At 63.3% G+C, this 17,532-nt stretch carries 13 protein-coding genes; 6 read left to right on the top strand and 7 right to left on the bottom strand.

Translation table 11 applies throughout. The features are described 5' to 3' along the window. Positions 1-82 precede the first annotated feature (82 nt). A complete protein-coding gene (locus tag BUS42_RS13905) occupies positions 83-622 on the top strand; it encodes an FHA domain-containing protein (RefSeq protein ID WP_074307422.1) in 540 nt (179 codons plus the stop codon). Between the two features lie 58 nt (positions 623-680). Here the strand turns inward: BUS42_RS13905 and BUS42_RS13900 are convergent, their stop codons facing one another. After that, a complete protein-coding gene (locus BUS42_RS13900) occupies positions 681-1,646 on the bottom strand; it encodes a TauD/TfdA family dioxygenase (RefSeq protein ID WP_074307421.1) in 966 nt (321 codons plus the stop codon). Between the two features lie 292 nt (positions 1,647-1,938). Here BUS42_RS13900 and BUS42_RS13895 point away from each other — a divergent pair, with 292 nt between their 5' ends. The 3 genes from BUS42_RS13895 to BUS42_RS13885 are packed head-to-tail and all read left to right on the top strand — an operon-like array spanning position 1,939 to position 4,603. After that, positions 1,939-2,934 (top strand): sulfonate ABC transporter substrate-binding protein, encoded by a 996-nt coding sequence (locus BUS42_RS13895; protein WP_074307420.1) that lies wholly within the window; start codon positions 1,939-1,941, stop codon positions 2,932-2,934. A gap of 58 nt (positions 2,935-2,992) precedes the next feature. Then, entirely contained in the window at positions 2,993-3,829 is an 837-nt protein-coding gene (locus tag BUS42_RS13890) for an ABC transporter permease subunit (RefSeq protein ID WP_074307419.1), read from the top strand. Between the two features lie 42 nt (positions 3,830-3,871). Next, positions 3,872-4,603, top strand: coding sequence for an ABC transporter ATP-binding protein (locus BUS42_RS13885; protein WP_254053496.1), 732 nt, complete (start codon positions 3,872-3,874; stop codon positions 4,601-4,603). A gap of 179 nt (positions 4,604-4,782) precedes the next feature. On the opposite strand, the gene BUS42_RS13880 is transcribed toward BUS42_RS13885, so the two are convergent. From BUS42_RS13880 to BUS42_RS13860, 5 genes are all read right to left on the bottom strand, one after another. After that, positions 4,783-5,136: a hypothetical protein gene (locus BUS42_RS13880; protein WP_074307417.1), complete on the bottom strand. Its 354-nt coding sequence runs from the start codon at positions 5,134-5,136 to the stop codon at positions 4,783-4,785. 674 nt (positions 5,137-5,810) lie between these two features. Beyond that, on the bottom strand, positions 5,811-6,080 hold the full coding sequence (gene csrA, locus BUS42_RS13875) for a carbon storage regulator CsrA (RefSeq protein ID WP_015249859.1): 270 nt from the start codon (positions 6,078-6,080) through the stop codon (positions 5,811-5,813). A gap of 136 nt (positions 6,081-6,216) precedes the next feature. Further along, positions 6,217-6,693, bottom strand: a complete 477-nt coding sequence (fliW, locus tag BUS42_RS13870; protein WP_074307416.1) for a flagellar assembly protein FliW — start codon at positions 6,691-6,693, stop codon at positions 6,217-6,219. Between the two features lie 414 nt (positions 6,694-7,107). Next, positions 7,108-8,409, bottom strand: a complete 1,302-nt coding sequence (locus BUS42_RS13865) for a DUF6807 domain-containing protein (RefSeq protein WP_074307415.1) — start codon at positions 8,407-8,409, stop codon at positions 7,108-7,110. A 92-nt stretch (positions 8,410-8,501) separates the two neighbouring features. Continuing rightward, entirely contained in the window at positions 8,502-8,789 is a 288-nt protein-coding gene (locus tag BUS42_RS13860) for a hypothetical protein (protein ID WP_074307414.1), read from the bottom strand. Between the two features lie 317 nt (positions 8,790-9,106). Here BUS42_RS13860 and BUS42_RS13855 point away from each other — a divergent pair, with 317 nt between their 5' ends. Then, positions 9,107-10,414 carry a BRCT domain-containing protein gene (locus BUS42_RS13855; protein ID WP_074307413.1) on the top strand — a complete coding sequence of 436 codons (1,308 nt, stop codon included), beginning with the start codon at positions 9,107-9,109 and terminating at the stop codon, positions 10,412-10,414. Here BUS42_RS13855 and BUS42_RS42720 read toward each other — a convergent pair. Next, positions 10,397-10,711 carry a hypothetical protein gene (locus BUS42_RS42720; protein ID WP_143206327.1) on the bottom strand — a complete coding sequence of 105 codons (315 nt, stop codon included), beginning with the start codon at positions 10,709-10,711 and terminating at the stop codon, positions 10,397-10,399. The two genes, BUS42_RS13855 and BUS42_RS42720, sit on opposite strands and share 18 nt — an antisense overlap. Positions 10,712-12,016: 1,305 nt before the next feature. Between BUS42_RS42720 and BUS42_RS13845 the strand changes: the two genes are divergently transcribed. Then, on the top strand, positions 12,017-17,035 hold the full coding sequence (locus BUS42_RS13845; protein ID WP_083670544.1) for a diguanylate cyclase domain-containing protein: 5,019 nt from the start codon (positions 12,017-12,019) through the stop codon (positions 17,033-17,035). The last annotated feature ends 497 nt before the right edge of the window (positions 17,036-17,532 follow it).

Here is a 17,532-nt window from a genome sequence, read left to right as displayed (position 1 = left end):
ATCTCCAGGTGGCGTCATCATCCAAGGACGGCGCGACGACTTGCCTCCGCTCGTTCCTTTGGCGGTTTTCCAAGGACAGACCATGAAAGCCGAACTCGTTCCCGATAATGGGGATCCGCCGATTGTGATCGACCGGGATCTCACGGTCGTGGGTCGTCGGGGCTTTTGCGACGTCACGATCGATGATCCCAGCTTGTCGAAGCGGCATTGCGTGCTGGTGAAGACGGACGGCCTGTTGGTGGTCCGCGACCTGGGGAGCACCAATGGAACGAAGGTCAAGGGGCAGAAGATTCGTTGGGCCGCGTTGTTGCCCGACGATCGACTGACCTTGGGTGGGTATAAGATGCGGGTCTATCTGGGACCTGACAGTGCGCCCGGCCCTTCGGAGAAGGCGCAACGAGGTCCTTCGGCGCGGGCCTCGACCCCGACGGGGAGCGCGAAGGGGCGGGACAAAGCCGCATCAGGTTTCGCGGCGCCCTCACCGCTGGGGATTCCCACGGTCAAGCCGTCCGCCTCGTGGCCGGTCGATCCGGACGAGGAAGCGGGGGGGACGAGCGGGAGTTGGCGCGAGCAGATGGGGTCGCTTGCCGAAAAAGATGATATTATCATCGAATTGGATTGAATGTCCTGGGAACGTCTCCTTTTTTACGTTTATGCTTGTTTGGGACGTGAGACGAAGGTTAATCGATGTTGGCGTGACGATGAGTTTGTGCACTCAGCCAGAGCCGCACATAATGCCGACGGCGCCCGGGGTCGGGGTGATCCTCAAACGCGGTGCGGTTATGGAGTGTCCAGCGATTGTTGGCGAAGAACATGTCGCCGGGGCGGAGCATGAACTCAACCCGAAGCTCCGGCCGGTTCAAAACCTGGTCGAGGGCGTCGAGCGCCTCGGTCTGTGCGGGTGAGAGGGGCTCGCCGGCTTTCTCGTGACCGACCTCGATCCAAGTCCGCAGGTAGCGGTAGATGAGTCCGCTCCTGTCTGTCGTGATGACGGGGCGGAGCGCCGTGGGCGACTCGCCCGGTCGGATACCGCCCCGGCGATCGACGTGGAACGCCTCAGCCAAGGTCCGTAACGAGTCAGGCGCGGACGCGGCAAGCTCGGCCTCGACCGTGTAGCCGCTCACGAGTTGGCTCAAGCCGCCCGACTTTGCCGGATTCAGGCAGAGCAGGCCGACGTAGTCCACCACCTCGTCGTCGAACGAGGCGTCGGTGTGATAGGTGCTCTCGGCGTTGGTGACGGAAAAGCGCGCCCCCTGGCCGATCGTCCGCCCTGTGTCGCGGACGTCGTAAAGCCGAACCCCCTCGACATTCTGCACCACGGGAGCACCCAGAAGCTGGCCCACAATCCAGTAGAGAGCGCTCCGGGCCTCGGGGGGTAAATCGGCCCCGGCGGGAGCTTCGATCACGGCAAACCCACGGCCCCGCTCCAGGTGGTCGAGGACCCCGGCGAACAGAGGGGCCCATGCCAGGCGGTCGGCCTCGTCGAGTGCGGTCCCGACCCGTCGAGTGCTCCCCCGGGCGAGCGCGACAAGCGCGTCGGCAAGGTCCGGAGGGAACGGGATGCGCCAAGCCGTTTCTGGTCCCACATCATCCCTGCGCCAGGCTCGTGGGTCGACTACGATGTCCGGCGACCTGGAATCCGCCATTTGGAATCAACTCCTCCGCTAAAAAAAGCGATTTTCAGGACGATGTCACGCTCTCGTTTGTTGTGCCGGAGGTCGGTCGGGGCTTCACCCGGGGCGAGCCGTGGACGATGGAAGCACGTTGAGCCGCACGAGAACCATAACGATCACTGACTAATTCGGTCAAGATTGTCTGGTTTGCTTCTGGTCCTCTCGATCGGAATCAATACGCCTTGATCTCACGGTCGGTTCTGGCCACACTATTGTCAATTCTCGATTAGCCCGGTCGGGATTGCGAATTGCGAGGTGGATTGAAATGATCCGACGATGGAACTCGACGGTGGGTTGGCTCACCAACCTCTACCTGGCGTCAGTCGTGGTCGTGGCCGGGTGCAGTGGCGGGGGCGGCGATGGTGCGCAAACCGAAGTAACGATCGGCTATCAGAAGACGGGGTCGTTGAATCTCTTGAGGCTACGGGGTGGGCTGGAACCCGCGCTGGCGAGGCTCAAGGCTCGAGTGAAGTGGGTCGGATTCTCTGCGGGGCCGCAACTGCTGGAGGCGTTGAACGCCGGGAGCATCGACTTCGGTCACACCGGCGACGCCCCGCCGATCCTGGCCCAAGCGGCCGGGGTGCCATTTGTGTACGTGGGCTGCGAGCCGGCGCGGCCTCGAGCGGAGGCGATTCTTGTACCCGCCGACTCGGCCTTGAAATCGGTGGCCGAGTTGAAAGGGAAGCGGATCGCGCTCAATAAGGGCTCGAATGTTCATAATCTCCTGGTCCGCGCCCTGGAACGTGCCGGTGTCCGCTACGACGAGGTCCGTCCCGTCTTTCTTCCTCCGTCCGACGCGCGCGCAGCGTTTGAAGGGGGGAGCGTCGACGCCTGGGCGGCATGGGACCCGTACTATGCCGAGGCCGAAGCCCATGCGAACGCACGGGTACTCTCCGACGGTGACGGCCTCGTGGCCAACCGCGAATTCCTGATCGCCACCCGCGCGTTCGCCCGCGACCACCCCGAGGTGATCGCCGCGATCCTCGACGGTCTCGGAGGACAGGCCGACTGGACGCGGTCCCACCTCGACGAGGTCGCGCGCCTCTTCGGGAACGAGATCGGGCTGGACATCGGGACGATGCGCCGGGTGATCGACCGCAAGGCGTTCGGCCTCGCTCCGATGGATCGTGAGGTTGTCGCCGAGCAACAGCGCGTTGCCGACCTCTTTGCCGAGCTCGGCCTGATCCCGGCGAAGCTCAGCGTCCGCGAGGCGGTGCTTGCGCCTACCACCACGAACTCATCGCAAGGGGCCGGCGGATGACGAGAGTCACGAGACAAGGGTCGAGGAACCGGTTCCAACCCGGCGCGGTGGTGTCGCGATGACCCTGATTCGAGCCCGACCACGCCGTTCCGTACCGCTCCTCGATTTCGAGACGGCCGAGCCGGCCCCGTCGCGCTGGCTTGACCGGCTGATCCCTTGGCTGGTCCCCGCGCTCGTGGTGGGGGCCTGGCAGGTCGTGTCGAGCCTCGGCTGGCTTCCGTCTCGGCTCCTACCGTCGCCCCTGAGTGTCGTCCGCGCGGCGGTCCGACTGACGGCCTCGGGAGAGTTGCCCTGGCACGTCGCCGTCAGCACGCGACGGGCCACGTTCGGGTTCGCGATCGGCGGTGGGATCGGGCTTGCGCTCGGGTTCTTGAATGGCCTCTCGCGGACGGCGGACCGCTTGTTTGACACGACGCTCCAGATGGCGCGGGCGGTCCCGCACCTCGCCCTGATCCCGCTCGTGATCCTTTGGCTCGGGATCGGCGAGACGGCCAAGGTGGCCCTCGTCGCTTTGGGAGTCGTCTTCCCGCTTTATTTGAACACGTTGCACGGCCTGAAGGGACTCGACCCGCGACTGACCGAGCTCGGGCGGGTCCATGGTCTTGGCCGCTGGCAGATGCTGCGGCGGATCCTGCTCCCCGGGGCCTTGCCGTCGATTTTGGTCGGACTGCGGTACGGACTCGGGCTAATGTGGTTGACTCTGATCGTTGCCGAGACCGTTTCGGCCGACGCGGGGATCGGCTACCTGGCAATGAACGCGCGTGAGTTTCTCCAAGCCGATGTGGTCCTGCTCTCGATCGTCCTCTATGCGCTCCTGGGCAAGCTCGCTGACTCAGCCACGCGCTGGCTCGAGCGACGACTGCTTCCCTGGCATCCGAGTCTACGATCGCGTTGATGTTCATGGTGAAAATACAAGGGGGCGGGTGTGGTCTGTGGAGTGCGACTGGAGATCCGGGGTCTCTGCCACCGCTACGGCGGTCGCGCCGTGCTGCGCGACCTCGACCTTGAGGTTGACCCCGGTGAGTTCGTCGCCGTGGTTGGCCGAAGCGGTTCAGGCAAGACGACGCTCCTGCGGCTGTTGGCGGGCCTGGAAAACCCGACTCGCGGGGCGATCCTTCAAGATGGCTCGCCGTTGACTGGTTTGAACCGGCGGGTCCGTCTCATGTTTCAGGATGCCCGTCTCTTGCCCTGGGATCGCGTTGCTGGGAACGTTGGCCTTGGACTGCCGGTCGAACAGGTCGGTCGAGTGAACTGGGCGCTGAAGCAGGTCGGGTTGGAGGACCGAGCCGAGGATTGGCCTCGCACCCTTTCCGGAGGCCAGCAGCAACGGGTTGCTCTCGCCCGCGCGCTCGCGGGGTCCCCTGGCTTATTGCTCCTGGACGAACCCCTCGGGGCGCTCGATGCCCTGACGCGGATCGAGATGCAAGCCCTGGTCGAGCAGGTCTGGAAAGCGTCGGGATTCACCGGAGTTCTCGTCACCCACGATGTCGAGGAAGCCGTCACCTTGGCCGACCGCGTGATCATCGTCGACCAAGGCCGGATTACCTCGGAGACCCGAATCCCTCTGCCCAGGCCTCGCCGCCGCGACTCCCCGGAGTACGCCGGACTCGTCGAGCAGATTCTCAGGCAGGTACTTAATAAGAATACCGAAACTTTTACCTATGAGTAATCCCTGTAACGAAGTGCAGGGATATCTTGTTGGTTAAATGGTGCAATGCATTGAAAGAGAGCCGATGAGCGGAAGTCCGGGTTGTTGGCCACGGGCTCATTTCTCACCCGTGGCACACCGTAGTCGATGCAAGGCGGCGTTCCTCCCTCAGGAAATCAGGGTAAACCGTGTTCATCGGCTTAGCCGAGGGGGATGGCTTGCGCACCGTAGATCGCCGCGACCTCTCCGCTCGGCAGGACGAAGACGCCTCCAAGCACCACGTGGTCGACGACCAGCCCGAGATTCAAATGGTGGACGGTCGCCGGGAAGCCACCGGCCGTGATTCCGAGGCAGGCCTCGAGGTGTCGGGGCGCCTCGCATCGTTGATCGGACGTGGGGACCTCGACGATGGTACCGTCCGTGAGCGGGATCGCTTTGCGGCGCTTTCTCCTTCGGTAGATGACCGCAATCATGCCGGCGGGAGAGTGACGGCGAAGCTCTACAATCGCGGACACTTCCCCGGATGCATTCACTTTCGATGTCGTGTCGTCCATCTCACAAGCTCCCCACGGGACGAGTCATTCTGCCGGGCTTCCCTTGCTTTCGTCCCAGACGGGATGGCCCCGGTTTCGAGTGTAATGTGTATGGAGATGTTCCTGTGTCGGGGGTCGCAGTTGAGCCGATCCATGCCACTGATGCCGGATCTCCGGAGATCGAGTCGGCCGAGATCGAACCGAGTGCGACTCACCCCATTGAGGCGTTCTCCCGGTACGCACAATGGAAATAAGCAATCGGCGTGCCAGGACTTTCGGATTGAGTGTAACCCATTGAATAGAAAGTGGTTGTGGAAAATGGGGTCGCGGGTGGGTTTGAGGAGGCGGGGGGAGGCGTCATGCGAATTGCACGATCGGTTCTGGCGGGCTGCACGACGAGATTGGGTCGCGTAAGCGATCAGGGCTCGAGGTTGTTTGTGTGAAAGGATGTGGTCGGTTTTGTGATTTGGGCGTCGGATTCTGATGAATTGCCAACGGCGATTCATGCCATTGGGTTTGGTTTCATGGCATTGAGCCATTTTGCTGGCCGGTGCGGTGCGGCAACGAAAACGGACGCGCGCTCCCCGGTAAGAACCAGGGAGCGGGCGTCCGGCGGGGATTCAAAACGAATCGCAGGCGGGGGCGGAAGGGGTCGGGCGTGGCCGGTTCCCCTTCCTTCGCCATGGAACGCGAGCTCAAATATCGTCGGTTCGCGGGCGACGCAAGTCGCGCCGAAGCGGCGGGTTATTGAGGTGTTCGAGCTGGCGGGCGTCGTGGGGGTCCAGTCGGCTCGCCTGCCGGTTTTCGCGTTGAATGGCCTCGTACACTTCTTGTCGGTGCACGGAGATTTCGATGGGGGCCGCGATCCCCAATCGAACCTTGTCGCCCCGGATATCGACCACGGTAATGACAATGTCATCACCAATGATAATGCTTTCGTCGCGGTGTCGGGACAGAACCAGCATCTTCTAGGCTCCTTCCTCCTGCCAACGAGATTCGTGACCGTCCCTGATCACGTTGCCCGGGCGCTCGGTTACCACGACGGGGCTTTCGACGACTGGGATGGCACGTCGCCGTTTGCGATAGTGACTGCTCGTCGGGTCACGCCGTCGCACGGAGCGGCGACGGACCAGGCAGCAGCGTGGGCGCAGGGGCTTGACTCGGGTCGAGCGGATACCGTACCGCATAGCGACTGGAGGTCAGCACCAGTTGCCGGCCAAGCCGACGGACCGGGTTGAACACCAGAGGCCCTTGGAGGTTGACCGTGAGGCCACCCCCCTCGCCGCGGTTGAGGATCACGTAGATGAGCGCCGAACGCTCTTCGTCCAGCTCCAGGGCCGTCCGGTCACCAGGACGGAGTTCGATTCGGTAATCGCTGACCGCCAAGGGGGGGGCGACCAACCCGAAGGCCAAATCTGGCGCGGTCACACTTTGCAACCACGACAGGCCGGCCACCACCGGATCGGGGAGATGAATGAACTGCGTGAATGTACGGAACCCGACCAATCCCTCAGGAATTCGGATCAGCTCCGAGTCTGAGGCCTGAATCAGGCCGAAGCGGGTCGTGACGATGTTCACTTCCTGTTTACCTCCTTGAACGGCAGGTTGGGGCAGAACCCCGACCCGACGCGACACCTAGGCGCCTCCGACCAGATTGAGCTGACCCCCGAGGGAGTCAAATCAGCGGCCGTCCTGATTAGGGCCGTTTCGCCTCGGCCAGAGCCGTTGAACGCGGCCACGACGCATCCCGCGGACACTCCATACCCCGACCCAGCGGCTTCCACCGTGATCCCGAGGCTGGTTTGACCGACCGTAGTATCGTCGCGCCAACGCGCCGAAACTCAGTCCAGGACTTCGGAAAACGCGATCCGCCGCCCTGTTGGAATGACTGGGCCGGTCAGTCCGTTTGTAGCGATCAGAGTCGGCCTGTTGACGGCCCCGCGTCACAACCGTTCCGAAGCTTAAGCGGAGTTGCCGGCGAACCGGAAATGGTTAGCGGCTCGCGGTTTTCGACTCCACCACAACGGCCGGCGGTTCGGCAAAATCGCGCCAAAGCCTCGGGTTGAGTTTGGAGTCGGGCCGCCCGTCGTGAATCACCACGCGGTAGCGGAAAACGGTGGGCGCGGTCGGGCTGATCGTGACCGTGACGTCGTGGCCGGGCACGTAGCAAAAGAAGGGGAGCAGGATCGGGTGGATCCGAGCGACGGTCGGGTGGTTGACGTTCGTCGGATGGTCGAGGATCATCGCCCCCCCGTACCGGTCCGACCCCGCCTCGACGGGACCCGTCAAGTCGACCCAGCGCGCGGCCTTCTGGTCGCCGCCCAGGCGGTTCAAGCCTTCGCTGGTCAGGACGTCGAGCGGCCCCTTGACGAACGGCTCAGGGCCTCGGTAAGCCATCCCGCCGTAGCGGTACGGCAAGAGTTCCATCGGTTCGTCCGTCGCTTGTTGCGTCGCAGTCAGGTCGAAGACCCAGTATGGGCTTTCCGGAATGTCGTAGGCTTCAATCCGCCACTGCTCGTTCAGAACGGTCCCGGCGCCTTTGGCCTGCCACTTGTGATGGCTCTCGATCCGAGCGGTCACCGGCCCCGCCTCCACGCGGTCGAGCCGGTCGAAGGCGATTTTTCCGCTCCCACTCTGAAAATTCCAGAAGTCGGGATGAAACGTGCCGACCTGGGTCTTCGTGTAGGCGAGAAAAAATCCGCGATGGTGGGTGTGATGGGGCGAGAAGTCCCCGGTAATCAGCGCTCCGGAGGGTGTGTAAGCCGGGTGGATGTAGGCGTCGCGGGTCTGGAGCGGTGGATAGTCCGGGTGCGAGACCGGGCGCGTGTTGTATTGAAACACCGGGCGGTCGCGGTTCTTGAGTACGATCGCACCGGCCGCCGGGTCCGACAGCGTCCACGGATTTGCCGCGTTGGCCGCTCCGTCGGGAGCCGCCTGGAATCGACGTTCGGTCCCCGCGGCTGTTTTTCCCCTCAAGATCCAGGTGAGTCGGACCGAAGACCCCGACTCGCGCGGCAGGGCTTCAACCTGGGCCACGAAGGGATCGAGGGTCGTGCCATCCTCGCGGATTTCCTGCAACCCGAATGGCTGCGGACCCGTTGCGATCGCCGGCGCCTTGGCGAGCAGGGCGTCGCCCCGGGCTCCCTGAAGGTCGATCCTGACCGGGGTGTCGACGCGGTCGTGGTCCCCCGCGCGGACCACCACGACCCATGACTCATCGCCGATCGAGTCTGTCGCGGTGCCCAGTGCCGTCGCCAGGATGGCAGCCAGGAGGGTGTAAGTCGTCGGTGCCATGAGTCAGGAGGCCTCCGTCGCGAGGAGCGAGTCACGGTGAGCGAGAGGGCGGTGGTTTGCAATGTCGACGGACGTGACGGGCGGTTGCGCGGTCACGACCGGTAGTTCTCTTCCAGTCCCCAGAGCCGTTGGAGCTGGCGATCGCGCTTGCCTTGCTCGAACCGGTAGATGGCGATCTCCTCAATCGTCTCACCCGGCGAGGGCTGATAGGCTTGCTGCCGCTCCTCGGCGTCGCGGAACACCGGACCGAGATGGTCCGCGCAGGCAAATCCGTAAGTCTTCAGTTCCGAAAAGCTCCCGCCGCTCCAGTGCGAGGCGACCTTGTAGGTGGCTGCTTCCCGGCACGTGGGCATCGAACAGTGAACGTGTGTGGTCGACATGGCCGCTCTCCTCAACAAGACGAAGGACCGAGTCGGACTCGGTGATGATGAACGCCCGATCGATCGAGAGAGGAAGAGACCACCGGACCGTTCCTTGCAAAACCAGCGATTCGAAACCAGAGTATGACGAACCGGCAAGAAAGAATTAAGGGCCTATTCCTTGAAAGGGTGAATCCCTGAACGACTCCGTGGTTCCGGCCTGGCCGAGTGGACCTTGGAGAGCCGGCGCGAACCTGAAGGCTGTCCCGCGGCAAACTGGGGATGGGGGCTGGGCCGCCGTCGGGGAATCGGTCTCCATTGATCGGGAGCGAAAGACGATGGGTGTTGGATTCTTTTTGACGGGGCGTTACGAAGTTCAACCCGAGGAAACCAATCCCGAAGCGTGGCTGGTCCGCGTCACGTCCTGGATCAGGGATCACGGGAACGAATTCCTGGAGGGCGTCCGCATCGGTCAGGACCACGAGGGGAAGCCGACCGCCTTTGCGAGTTTGCACCCTTCCGCCGAGGAGGTCGCGTTGATTGTCCCGGAGCCGGGTCGGGTCGTCGCCTCGGGCAAAACCTCCACCGTGGGACCGGGATACCACATCGTCGTCGCTGATTTCATGCGCCGACTGGGGGAGGCGGTGGGGATTGTCTGGGATGGGCCGGACGACGAGGCAGGGACCGGTGATGAAACCGGTTATTTCCACGAAGGTGACGAGACCGCCGTGGAAACCGAGTTCCTCCAGTGGCTCCGCCAGGTTGCCTCAATCGTCGCCGAGAAGCTGTCGGAGGACTATCAGGAGATGATGGTCTCGATGCCGATCGGGCATCGCTACCCAGGCCACGGCCCTTTGATCACACCGCTTGGTCCTCGTACCCTCGAATGGGTTCAGGCCGTCGCCAGCGACCCCACGCAGGGAATCGACCTTTTCCCCTGGTGGTCCAAGGAACGTGACGCCCGCTTTTTTCTGGGCAGGGCGCTCTGCCGGATCTGGAAGGAGGTCCGGTGGCGCACCCCCTTGACGGAGGTCGAGGCAACACTCCTTATGAGCGTGCATCGCGATCTTGCCCGGGCCCACGATCTCGACCCCTCGCTCGACTACCCCTGGCGGGAATGGGAGGAACTGATCGATTATCTTGAGGAGTTTCATGATGATCCGTCAATTGTGCGGGCCGACCTGGTGCAGGCTGTGACCCACAACGCGGCCAAGGCGCCCGAGAGCCGTCGAATCGGCTATCGGCGGTTGCCGGTCGAAGTGGAACTGACGGGGGGTTGGTCGATCAAGGTCCCGGGTGCGATGTCTGAAGAGTGGGACGAGAACGGGACCTGGAGCGGTTGGGATGGACAGCGGACCGTCTGGTTTTCGTCATGCACCATGACCAAGCATGACGGCAGTAAACCGTCGGCCGCCGAAATCCTCGCCGACGCGTCACAGCCCGATGGGCCGTTGCTGGAGTCCCAGGAGCCGCCGGTGCTCGGAACAGCCGTATTCGCAGCCTACGAAGAGGAGGGAAGGCGGTTGTGGCAATTGAGCGGCCGATCCGCCGTTGAAGGGGGACTCGGGATTTGCAATATTTTCGTTGAGGACGAAACGGAACGCGATTGGGCTGAGTCGGTCTGGCGGTCACTCCGGCATACCTGAATCATCGCGAGAAACTGACCCCATACGCAGGCCGATCGGACACTGATGCGAATCCCTCGTGTGCAATTCACGATCGGGCAAATCCTGCTCATTCCCGCTTTGATCGGCGTGCTTCTTGGCGCGGGAATCAACTTGGAGCGGCGAGGGTCTCGGCTCGTTGACTTCGAATATCCCTGTCTGATTATGAACGAGCCACTCGAAAATCCTCAGAAACTTATGAGTTTTGAAGAGGGTTTGATTACACTTGAAGACGGCAGGATCTTCGAGCTTGTCTTCGACAATGGCAAGTTGACTCATTGGGATCCTGCGCTCGAACTTCAGGCCGAGACCGATGGGGCTTTCTCGGTTTACAATAGTGTGGGGCTTCGGTACTGCGGTAACCGTAGCCGACAAAAACGTCCATGGATTTGCATTCCACTGTTTCCCCGAACTGTACAGAAATACTATCGCCAACTGGCCGGTCGTGCCCGGCTTGTGAAGGATTCCAGGCCACCGTCTCAAGGCGAGTAGCGTCAGACTTTCGTCTGGTACCATCTTTGATCCCCGTTCAAACCCCGTTGGACCACGAGAAGGGCGGATAATGTAGCAAGGGCACCGGGTTGATGGGTCATCCGTGGTGGGGGGCCGGACAACTTCACGTTCTGGTCGATTACTCCCCAGGTTTCGAGAGACTGAGTGGCCAGAGAGTTTTCTGCGTCTTGAAGGATCCTGTCGAAGTTTGATCGAGGTCATCCACTGGCTGTCAGCATTTATATGATGTTGTGGTTGCTTATTCCCGAATTCTGGTCGCCTTAGCTATGATGTTGCTTTGATAAAATGGGGTAATTGTGAAAAGTAATCCGATGGTCTTAGAATGGAAATCGGTAGAAAAAAATTGTGTTTATTGGTATGGAAAGACCAAAACTCGCTTCTCCTCGCAGGTCGGAGCAAGCACGACAGCCGGTCTTTTTGTGTGGATCATCTTACACGAGGATTTCGTAGGTGCAGTTCACGGAGAGGAAGTGGTCACCGTGGAGGCTGGAAAAAACCAGGCTCAGAATTGGCTATACTCATTCGCCAAACCCATTTCAATCGACAGCTAGGCGGCCCTACGTTCTGTGGTTCGGGCCACCCGAGAAGACTTCTGAGACATGAGGCGACTGCCGAGAGGTTGCGCAGTCTGGCGGTATGACTTGCGCCAAGATCTTGGGGATCAGCCGTGGATTCGATGGGCCGGCCCTGGCCTGTGTCGTGCGCTCTTTCCGTCACACCGCGGTCTCTGGTTGGGACGCGGGGATGGGGCGAGGGCGGACATTGCGTAAAATTGTTTCGCTAAGTTCAGAACTCAAATCGAGTTCGTCTCGTAAAAAAACCGGGGAATTCCTGATGCTTAGGCACGCGAATGGGACCTATGCTCTAGGAGACGGCGGCGGCATTGGGTTCCTTTTTCCGTGTGGCATGCGATAACGAGTGTCACGCGAGCTTCCGCGTGCTCGTACATTTCGGAAGCGAGCGGGGATTGCGCACCCAGTGAAACGGATCGATGAAACGACCACGTCGAACCTCAATTCTCCGGAGCGATCCGGTCGAAGTGGGGGGCCCGTGGATGACGCGATTGATCTCATGGCAGAGACTCAACTCAACCCGCCGACGACCACTGAAGGTGGTTGGGCCGCACCACTCGAACGGATGATCCCCACGGTCGACTCCGAATCGGGCCCTGCGCCGATCGCGATTCTTCATGAGAGCGATCACACGCGAGTGCTCCGCTTGACCCTGCCGAATCGGTCGCCCGATCGCCTGATCGTGAAGGAGATGTTCGGTCCGCGCGCGAAGGCGCGGTGGCGGCACGAGCGGGGAATCCTCGAGCGATTGGCGGGTGTCTGCGGGGTGCCGCAACTGGCACCCTCGGCAGAATATGCGAATGCGAACGCCCTCGCGATGGAGGATATGGCCGGCGTGTCGTTGGCGGAGGCGATCCGCGTTGGTCGGATGACAATGCCCGAACTGGTGGAATTCGCGGTGGGGCTGACGCGGATCGTCGCGGCCCTGCATCGCCGCCGCGTGGTTCACAAGGACATCAACCCGGCCAATATCCTGCTCGCGGGGCCGGGTCGTCGGCCATTGCTGATCGACTTCGACCTCGCCACCACGTTCGCCGAGGAGCGGCCGGGCTTCGTCCACCATCGCGAGATCTCAGGCACGTTGGCCTATCTCGCCCCCGAGCAGACCGGCCGGACGGGCAGGGCCGTGGATCGGCGGGCCGACCTCTACTCGCTGGGCGCGACCCTCTACGAGTTGGCGGTCGGTCAGCCCCCGTTCGTGGGCACCGACCCGCTCCAGTTGATCCGCGACCACCTGGTACGTGTGCCGACGCCGCCGGCCGAACGGAACCCGCTCGTTCCGAGGGCGCTGTCCGAGATCATCATGCGCTTGCTTGAGAAGGAGCCCGATCGGCGCTACCAGTGTGCCGAGGGCCTGGCGGACGACCTTGCCCGGTTGCGCGAGATCCAGACGCGGGGAGAGGACGGCACTTTTCCGTTGGGGGAACGCGACTTTCCGATCCGGCTCTCCCCTCCCTCCCGGCTCATTGGCCGGGAGCCCGAGATCGAGGCGTTGCGCAAGGCCTTCGAGGGCATCGGTGACGACCGGGCGCGCGGCGTGCTGATTTCCGGGGCGCCGGGCGTTGGCAAGACCGTACTGATCGACGAGCTTCGGCCGATGGTGACGGCGCGTCGGGGCTTGTTCGTGGCCGGGAAGTTTGAACAGTATCACCGCGATGCGACCACGGGGGCGGTGTCGCAGGCTTTGCATGCCCTCGGCCGCCTCCTGCTGGCCGAACCGGAGCGGGAACTCGTCGACCACCGGGCGCGGATCCTCCACGCTTTGGGACCCAATGCCGGCATGATCACGGCGGTCGTGCCGGAGTTTGCGCTCTTGCTCGGGGCGGAGCCCGAGATCAGTCCGGGCGATCCGGTCGAGGCCGAGGCACGGTTGCGCCAGGCGGTGCTGGAATTGCTGCGGGCCGTCGCTTCTCCGGCCCGGCCCGTGGTCATGGTCCTTGACGGCCTGCAATGGGCTGGGCCGACGACGATCCGCTTTCTCGACGCCGTGTTGGCGGATGAAACGCTGCGCGGCGTGTTGATCGTGGGAGCCTATCGCGATGCGGAGGTCGAGGCGGCTCATCCGCTCGCGCCGATGCTCTCCCGATGGGAACGGCTGGACGTGGCGCCGTTACGGCTGAGGTTGGAGAACTTGCCGCTGGCCGACCTGGGAACGCTCCTGGAGGAGATGCTGCGACTGCGGCCGTCCGAGGCAATCCGACTGGCCGCCGTGATTGGCGATCGGACCGGAGGCAATCCGTACGACACCGTGGAGCTGGTCAACGCACTCCGGCAAGACGGTGCGCTGATTCTGGGCCCTGAGGGGTGGGGCTGGAACGAAGCCACGGTCCGGCGTTTCGTCGGGCGGAGTGAAGTGGTGGACCTGCTGGCGGCACGCATCGACCGGCTGCCAGTCGAGTCGGCGGAATTGCTCGAGACGATGGCCTGTCTCGCCGGCGAGGTGGGACTCGACCTGCTGGAGGCGGCCAGCGGTCTGACCGCGTCGGCGTTGGAAGCGCGGCTCGCGCCGCCGCTCGAGGATGGGCTTCTGGTGTTGGATCATGGCGATCCCAGCCTGATTTTCGAACGCACCGGCGCGGTGCGGTTTCGCCATGACCGCGTGCAGCAGGCCGCTTATCGACGCCTCGACCCCTCGGAGCGGCTTGCCGTCCACCTCGACCTGGCGCGGCGGCTGGTGACGTTTCCCAACCATAGTATCGATGCGGCGGATCAATACTTGCCGGCCGTCGAGGCGATCCACGACCCGGACGAACGCCGTCGGGTCGCCGGTCTGTTCCGTGAGGCGGCCGCGCGTGCTCGCCTCGTGAGCAACCATGTCACCTCGGATCACTTTCTCGAGGCCGCCATGGTGATGCTTGGCCCCTTGGGGAGCGTCGCCGATCAGGACACGCTCGCGGACCTGGAGTTCGAGCGGCATGCGGCGTTGTCCAGCCTCGGCTGCCTCGACGAGGCCGACAGTCTCTACCGCTCGATCGAACGCCGTGGCCATGACCCGGTCGACCTGGCCAAGGCGACCTGTGTCCAGATTGGGAGCCTGTCCCATCGCGGTCGATCGCGCGAAGCCTTGGAGCTTGGGCTCGACCTGCTGCGGCGACTCGGGGCGCGCACCGTGGGGCCGAATGTTGAGGCGGATCTCGCGCAGGGAGCGGATGCGTTTTGGCGCTGGGCCGGAGCGGACGCGAGTCGGGACGAGCGCACCTGGTCGGAAACGTACGACCCCCGCGTGTTCGCCATCGCCAGGCTCATCAACCGGATGATGCCGGCAGCCTACTTCTGCGATCGGATGCTCCAGGCTTGGTTGGTGCTCGAGGGCCAGCGGCTCTGGGTTGAGCACGGTCCTTGCCCCCCCTTGATCTGTCCGTTGGGACACGCCAGCCTGGTCACCTTCCTGCTGCGAGGAGACTATCGCGCCGGCTACCAGGCGGTGCGGCACGTCCTGGCGGTGGGCGAAGCCCTCGGTTTCCAGACGGAAACCGCCCAGGCACGCTTCCTGTTCGCGATTCATAACGCGCATTGGTTCGAGCCCTTGGAGAATGACCTCCAGTATGCCCACCAGGCTCGCGAGGATTTGATGCAGGGCGGTGACCTGCAATTCGCCTGCTTCACCTACGTCCCCGCAATCTGGACCCTGTTCGAGTGCGGGCCGACCCTCGATCGTCACGCGGCCGAGATCGAGTCGGCGATTGCCCTGGCCGAGCGAATCGGCAACGTCCAATCCCTGGCCGGTTTCGTCACATCCCGGCAGATGTCGCGCTCGCTGCGCGGCGAGACCGATGCGCCGGGCGTCTTTTCGGGACCCTCGTTCGACGAGGCCGAGCATCTCGCCAGCATGGTCCGCAACCCGGTCTCTACGTGCTATTTCCATGTGAGTCGGGCATTATCGGCCGCCTTGTTCAATGACGAGCCGGAGCTGGCCCGGCAAGCCGCCCTGGCGGTGTCGATGCTGGCCAACATCGAAGGCGCCTATGCCGTTGCCCTGGTGCATTGGCTTCAGGCGCTTGCCTGGGCGAATCGCGCCCGGACGGCCCAGCCGGAAGCGCGGGCCGCGAGCCTCGTCGAGCTTGATGAGTGCCGAGACTGGCTGGCTCGTCGCGCCGCAGATGCGCCGGGCAACTTCCTCCACATGCTGCGGCTGGTCGAGGCCGAGCGGGCCTGGGCCGTCGGCGACTTTCAGGGGGCCGCTTCTGCGTTCGATGCAGCGCAACATGAGGTCTCGACTCGACAGCGTCCCTGGCATCGCGCGTTCATCGCCGAACGGGCCGCTCGGTTCCATCTCGCACACGGCCTCGAACACGCCGGTGGCAAGCTGCTGGCCAAAGCGAGGCGGCTCTATGGGGCGTGGGGGGCGACCGCGAAGGTGCGCGAGCTCGAGCAGAATTACCCCTTCCTGCGGACCGTCGACAGTCCCCGAAAACAGGGCGATTCACCCGGCAGCAGTGGTGTCTCCGCCGATGCGATCGACATGCTGGCGATCCTCCGCGCTTCGCAAACGCTGAGCTCGGAGACCAGCCTCGATCGGATCAAGACTCGAGTCGGCGAATTGCTTGGCGCCATGACCGGCGCGACCAAGGTGCTGGTTGTGTTGCGCGACGACGATTCCGAGGGATGGTGCCTTCCCTCGGCAGGCGAGGACGGGGGGCCGATCCCGGTGGACGAGGCCGGCACGCGGGGCCTGCTCCCGCTCTCGGCGTTCCACTATGCCGAGCGAACCCGGGAACCGTTGCTCGTGGAAGACGCGACGCGCGACGACCGCTTCGCACGCGATCCCTACATCGCCGCCCTCGACTGCTGCTCGCTGCTCCTGGTCCCGATCTCGAGCCAGGGCGTCCTTCGCGCGATCCTGATGCTGGAGAACCGGCTGAGTCGAGGCGCGTTCTCGGCCAGCGGGATGGACGCGGTCATGCTGATCGCCGGTCAGCTCGCGGTGTCACTGGACAATGCGCGGCTCTATGCCTCGCTCGAACGCAAGGTGGCCGATCGGACCGAGGCTCTGGGGGCGGCGAACCGCCGATTGGAGGCGCTGAGCGTCACCGATTCGCTCACCGGATTGGCCAATCGACGTCGGTTCGATGAGGTCCTTGCGGCCGAGTGGCAGCGGGCGGAGCGGTCCCGGATCTCGCTCGGTGCGGCGATGATCGACATCGACCATTTCAAGCTGTACAACGACCGGTATGGTCACCTCGCCGGTGACGCCTGCCTCCGTCGGGTCGCCGAAGCTCTGGAGGGGAGTATCCGTCAGGGCACCGATTGGGTGGCCCGCTACGGTGGCGAAGAATTCGCATTGATCCTGCCGGACGCTAACATCGCCATCACGCGGGAGGTCGCCGAGCGAGCCTGCACCGCAGTCGCCGCGCTGCGAATTCCCCACGAGGGGGCGGCCCGCGGGATCGTGACCGTCAGCATCGGGATCGCCGCGATTGCGCCATCTCCATGGGCCACCGCCGAGCAACTCCTTGAGGCCGCCGACGTGGCGCTGTATCAAGCCAAGAACAATGGCCGAAACCAGGTTGCATCGTGATGTTTGGCTTCGATAAATGGTTTGGGGGTTGGTTTTATTGGATTTGTTGAGTGCTGTGTTGCTGTTGTTTTGCTTGGTTTAAGCACGTGGGCTCAAGAAGGTTCGAGAAAGAAGTGGCCCCACAATCGGGCCCGCTCCTCATTGGGTCGTTCAAGACGAACCCGACCCCATTTTTTTGCAAGTGCTCGGCAGATGGTGCGCGTCGATGCCCTCGGTCAAGGACATCCGGGTCGACCGTCGGGTTCTTTGTCGAAGTTTCGAGTCGAGATCGGTCCGCCTAAGCCCCGTCCTTTGCCTGGACGCAGGCCATCTGCCGAGCGCTTACAAAAAAATGGTCTTTGCGAGGCAAAGCCCGGGGGAAATCGTTGAAATTTGGGGGAAGGCCCCAAGAGCCGAGATGCGAGTCGGGAATCCACAAGCACTTACGCACACCGCAACCGGCTCCGTGAGCGACGGCCCCGCTTGACGGCCTGTCCCCATTTATCTAAGATCTGGGT

Source organism: Singulisphaera sp. GP187 (assembly GCF_900129635.1).
GTDB lineage: Bacteria > Planctomycetota > Planctomycetia > Isosphaerales > Isosphaeraceae > Singulisphaera.
The sequence above is the reverse complement of the archived record's forward strand: the minus strand, read 5'-3'. Positions and strand labels throughout refer to the sequence as shown.

Bases quoted from the DNA above. Each gene is read 5' to 3' on its own strand.
- BUS42_RS13905 (WP_074307422.1), top strand. From the start codon at position 83: ATGAAAGCCGAACTCGTTCCCGATAATGGGGATCCGCCGATTGTGATC.
- BUS42_RS13900 (WP_074307421.1), bottom strand. From the start codon at position 1,646: ATGGCGGATTCCAGGTCGCCGGACATCGTAGTCGACCCACGAGCCTGG.
- BUS42_RS13895 (WP_074307420.1), top strand. From the start codon at position 1,939: ATGATCCGACGATGGAACTCGACGGTGGGTTGGCTCACCAACCTCTAC.
- BUS42_RS13890 (WP_074307419.1), top strand. From the start codon at position 2,993: ATGACCCTGATTCGAGCCCGACCACGCCGTTCCGTACCGCTCCTCGAT.
- BUS42_RS13880 (WP_074307417.1), bottom strand. From the start codon at position 5,136: ATGGACGACACGACATCGAAAGTGAATGCATCCGGGGAAGTGTCCGCG.
- csrA (WP_015249859.1), bottom strand. From the start codon at position 6,080: ATGCTGGTTCTGTCCCGACACCGCGACGAAAGCATTATCATTGGTGAT.
- BUS42_RS13865 (WP_074307415.1), bottom strand. From the start codon at position 8,409: ATGGCACCGACGACTTACACCCTCCTGGCTGCCATCCTGGCGACGGCA.
- BUS42_RS13860 (WP_074307414.1), bottom strand. From the start codon at position 8,789: ATGTCGACCACACACGTTCACTGTTCGATGCCCACGTGCCGGGAAGCA.
- BUS42_RS13855 (WP_074307413.1), top strand. From the start codon at position 9,107: ATGGGTGTTGGATTCTTTTTGACGGGGCGTTACGAAGTTCAACCCGAG.
- BUS42_RS42720 (WP_143206327.1), bottom strand. From the start codon at position 10,711: ATGAGTCAACTTGCCATTGTCGAAGACAAGCTCGAAGATCCTGCCGTC.
- BUS42_RS13845 (WP_083670544.1), top strand. From the start codon at position 12,017: ATGGCAGAGACTCAACTCAACCCGCCGACGACCACTGAAGGTGGTTGG.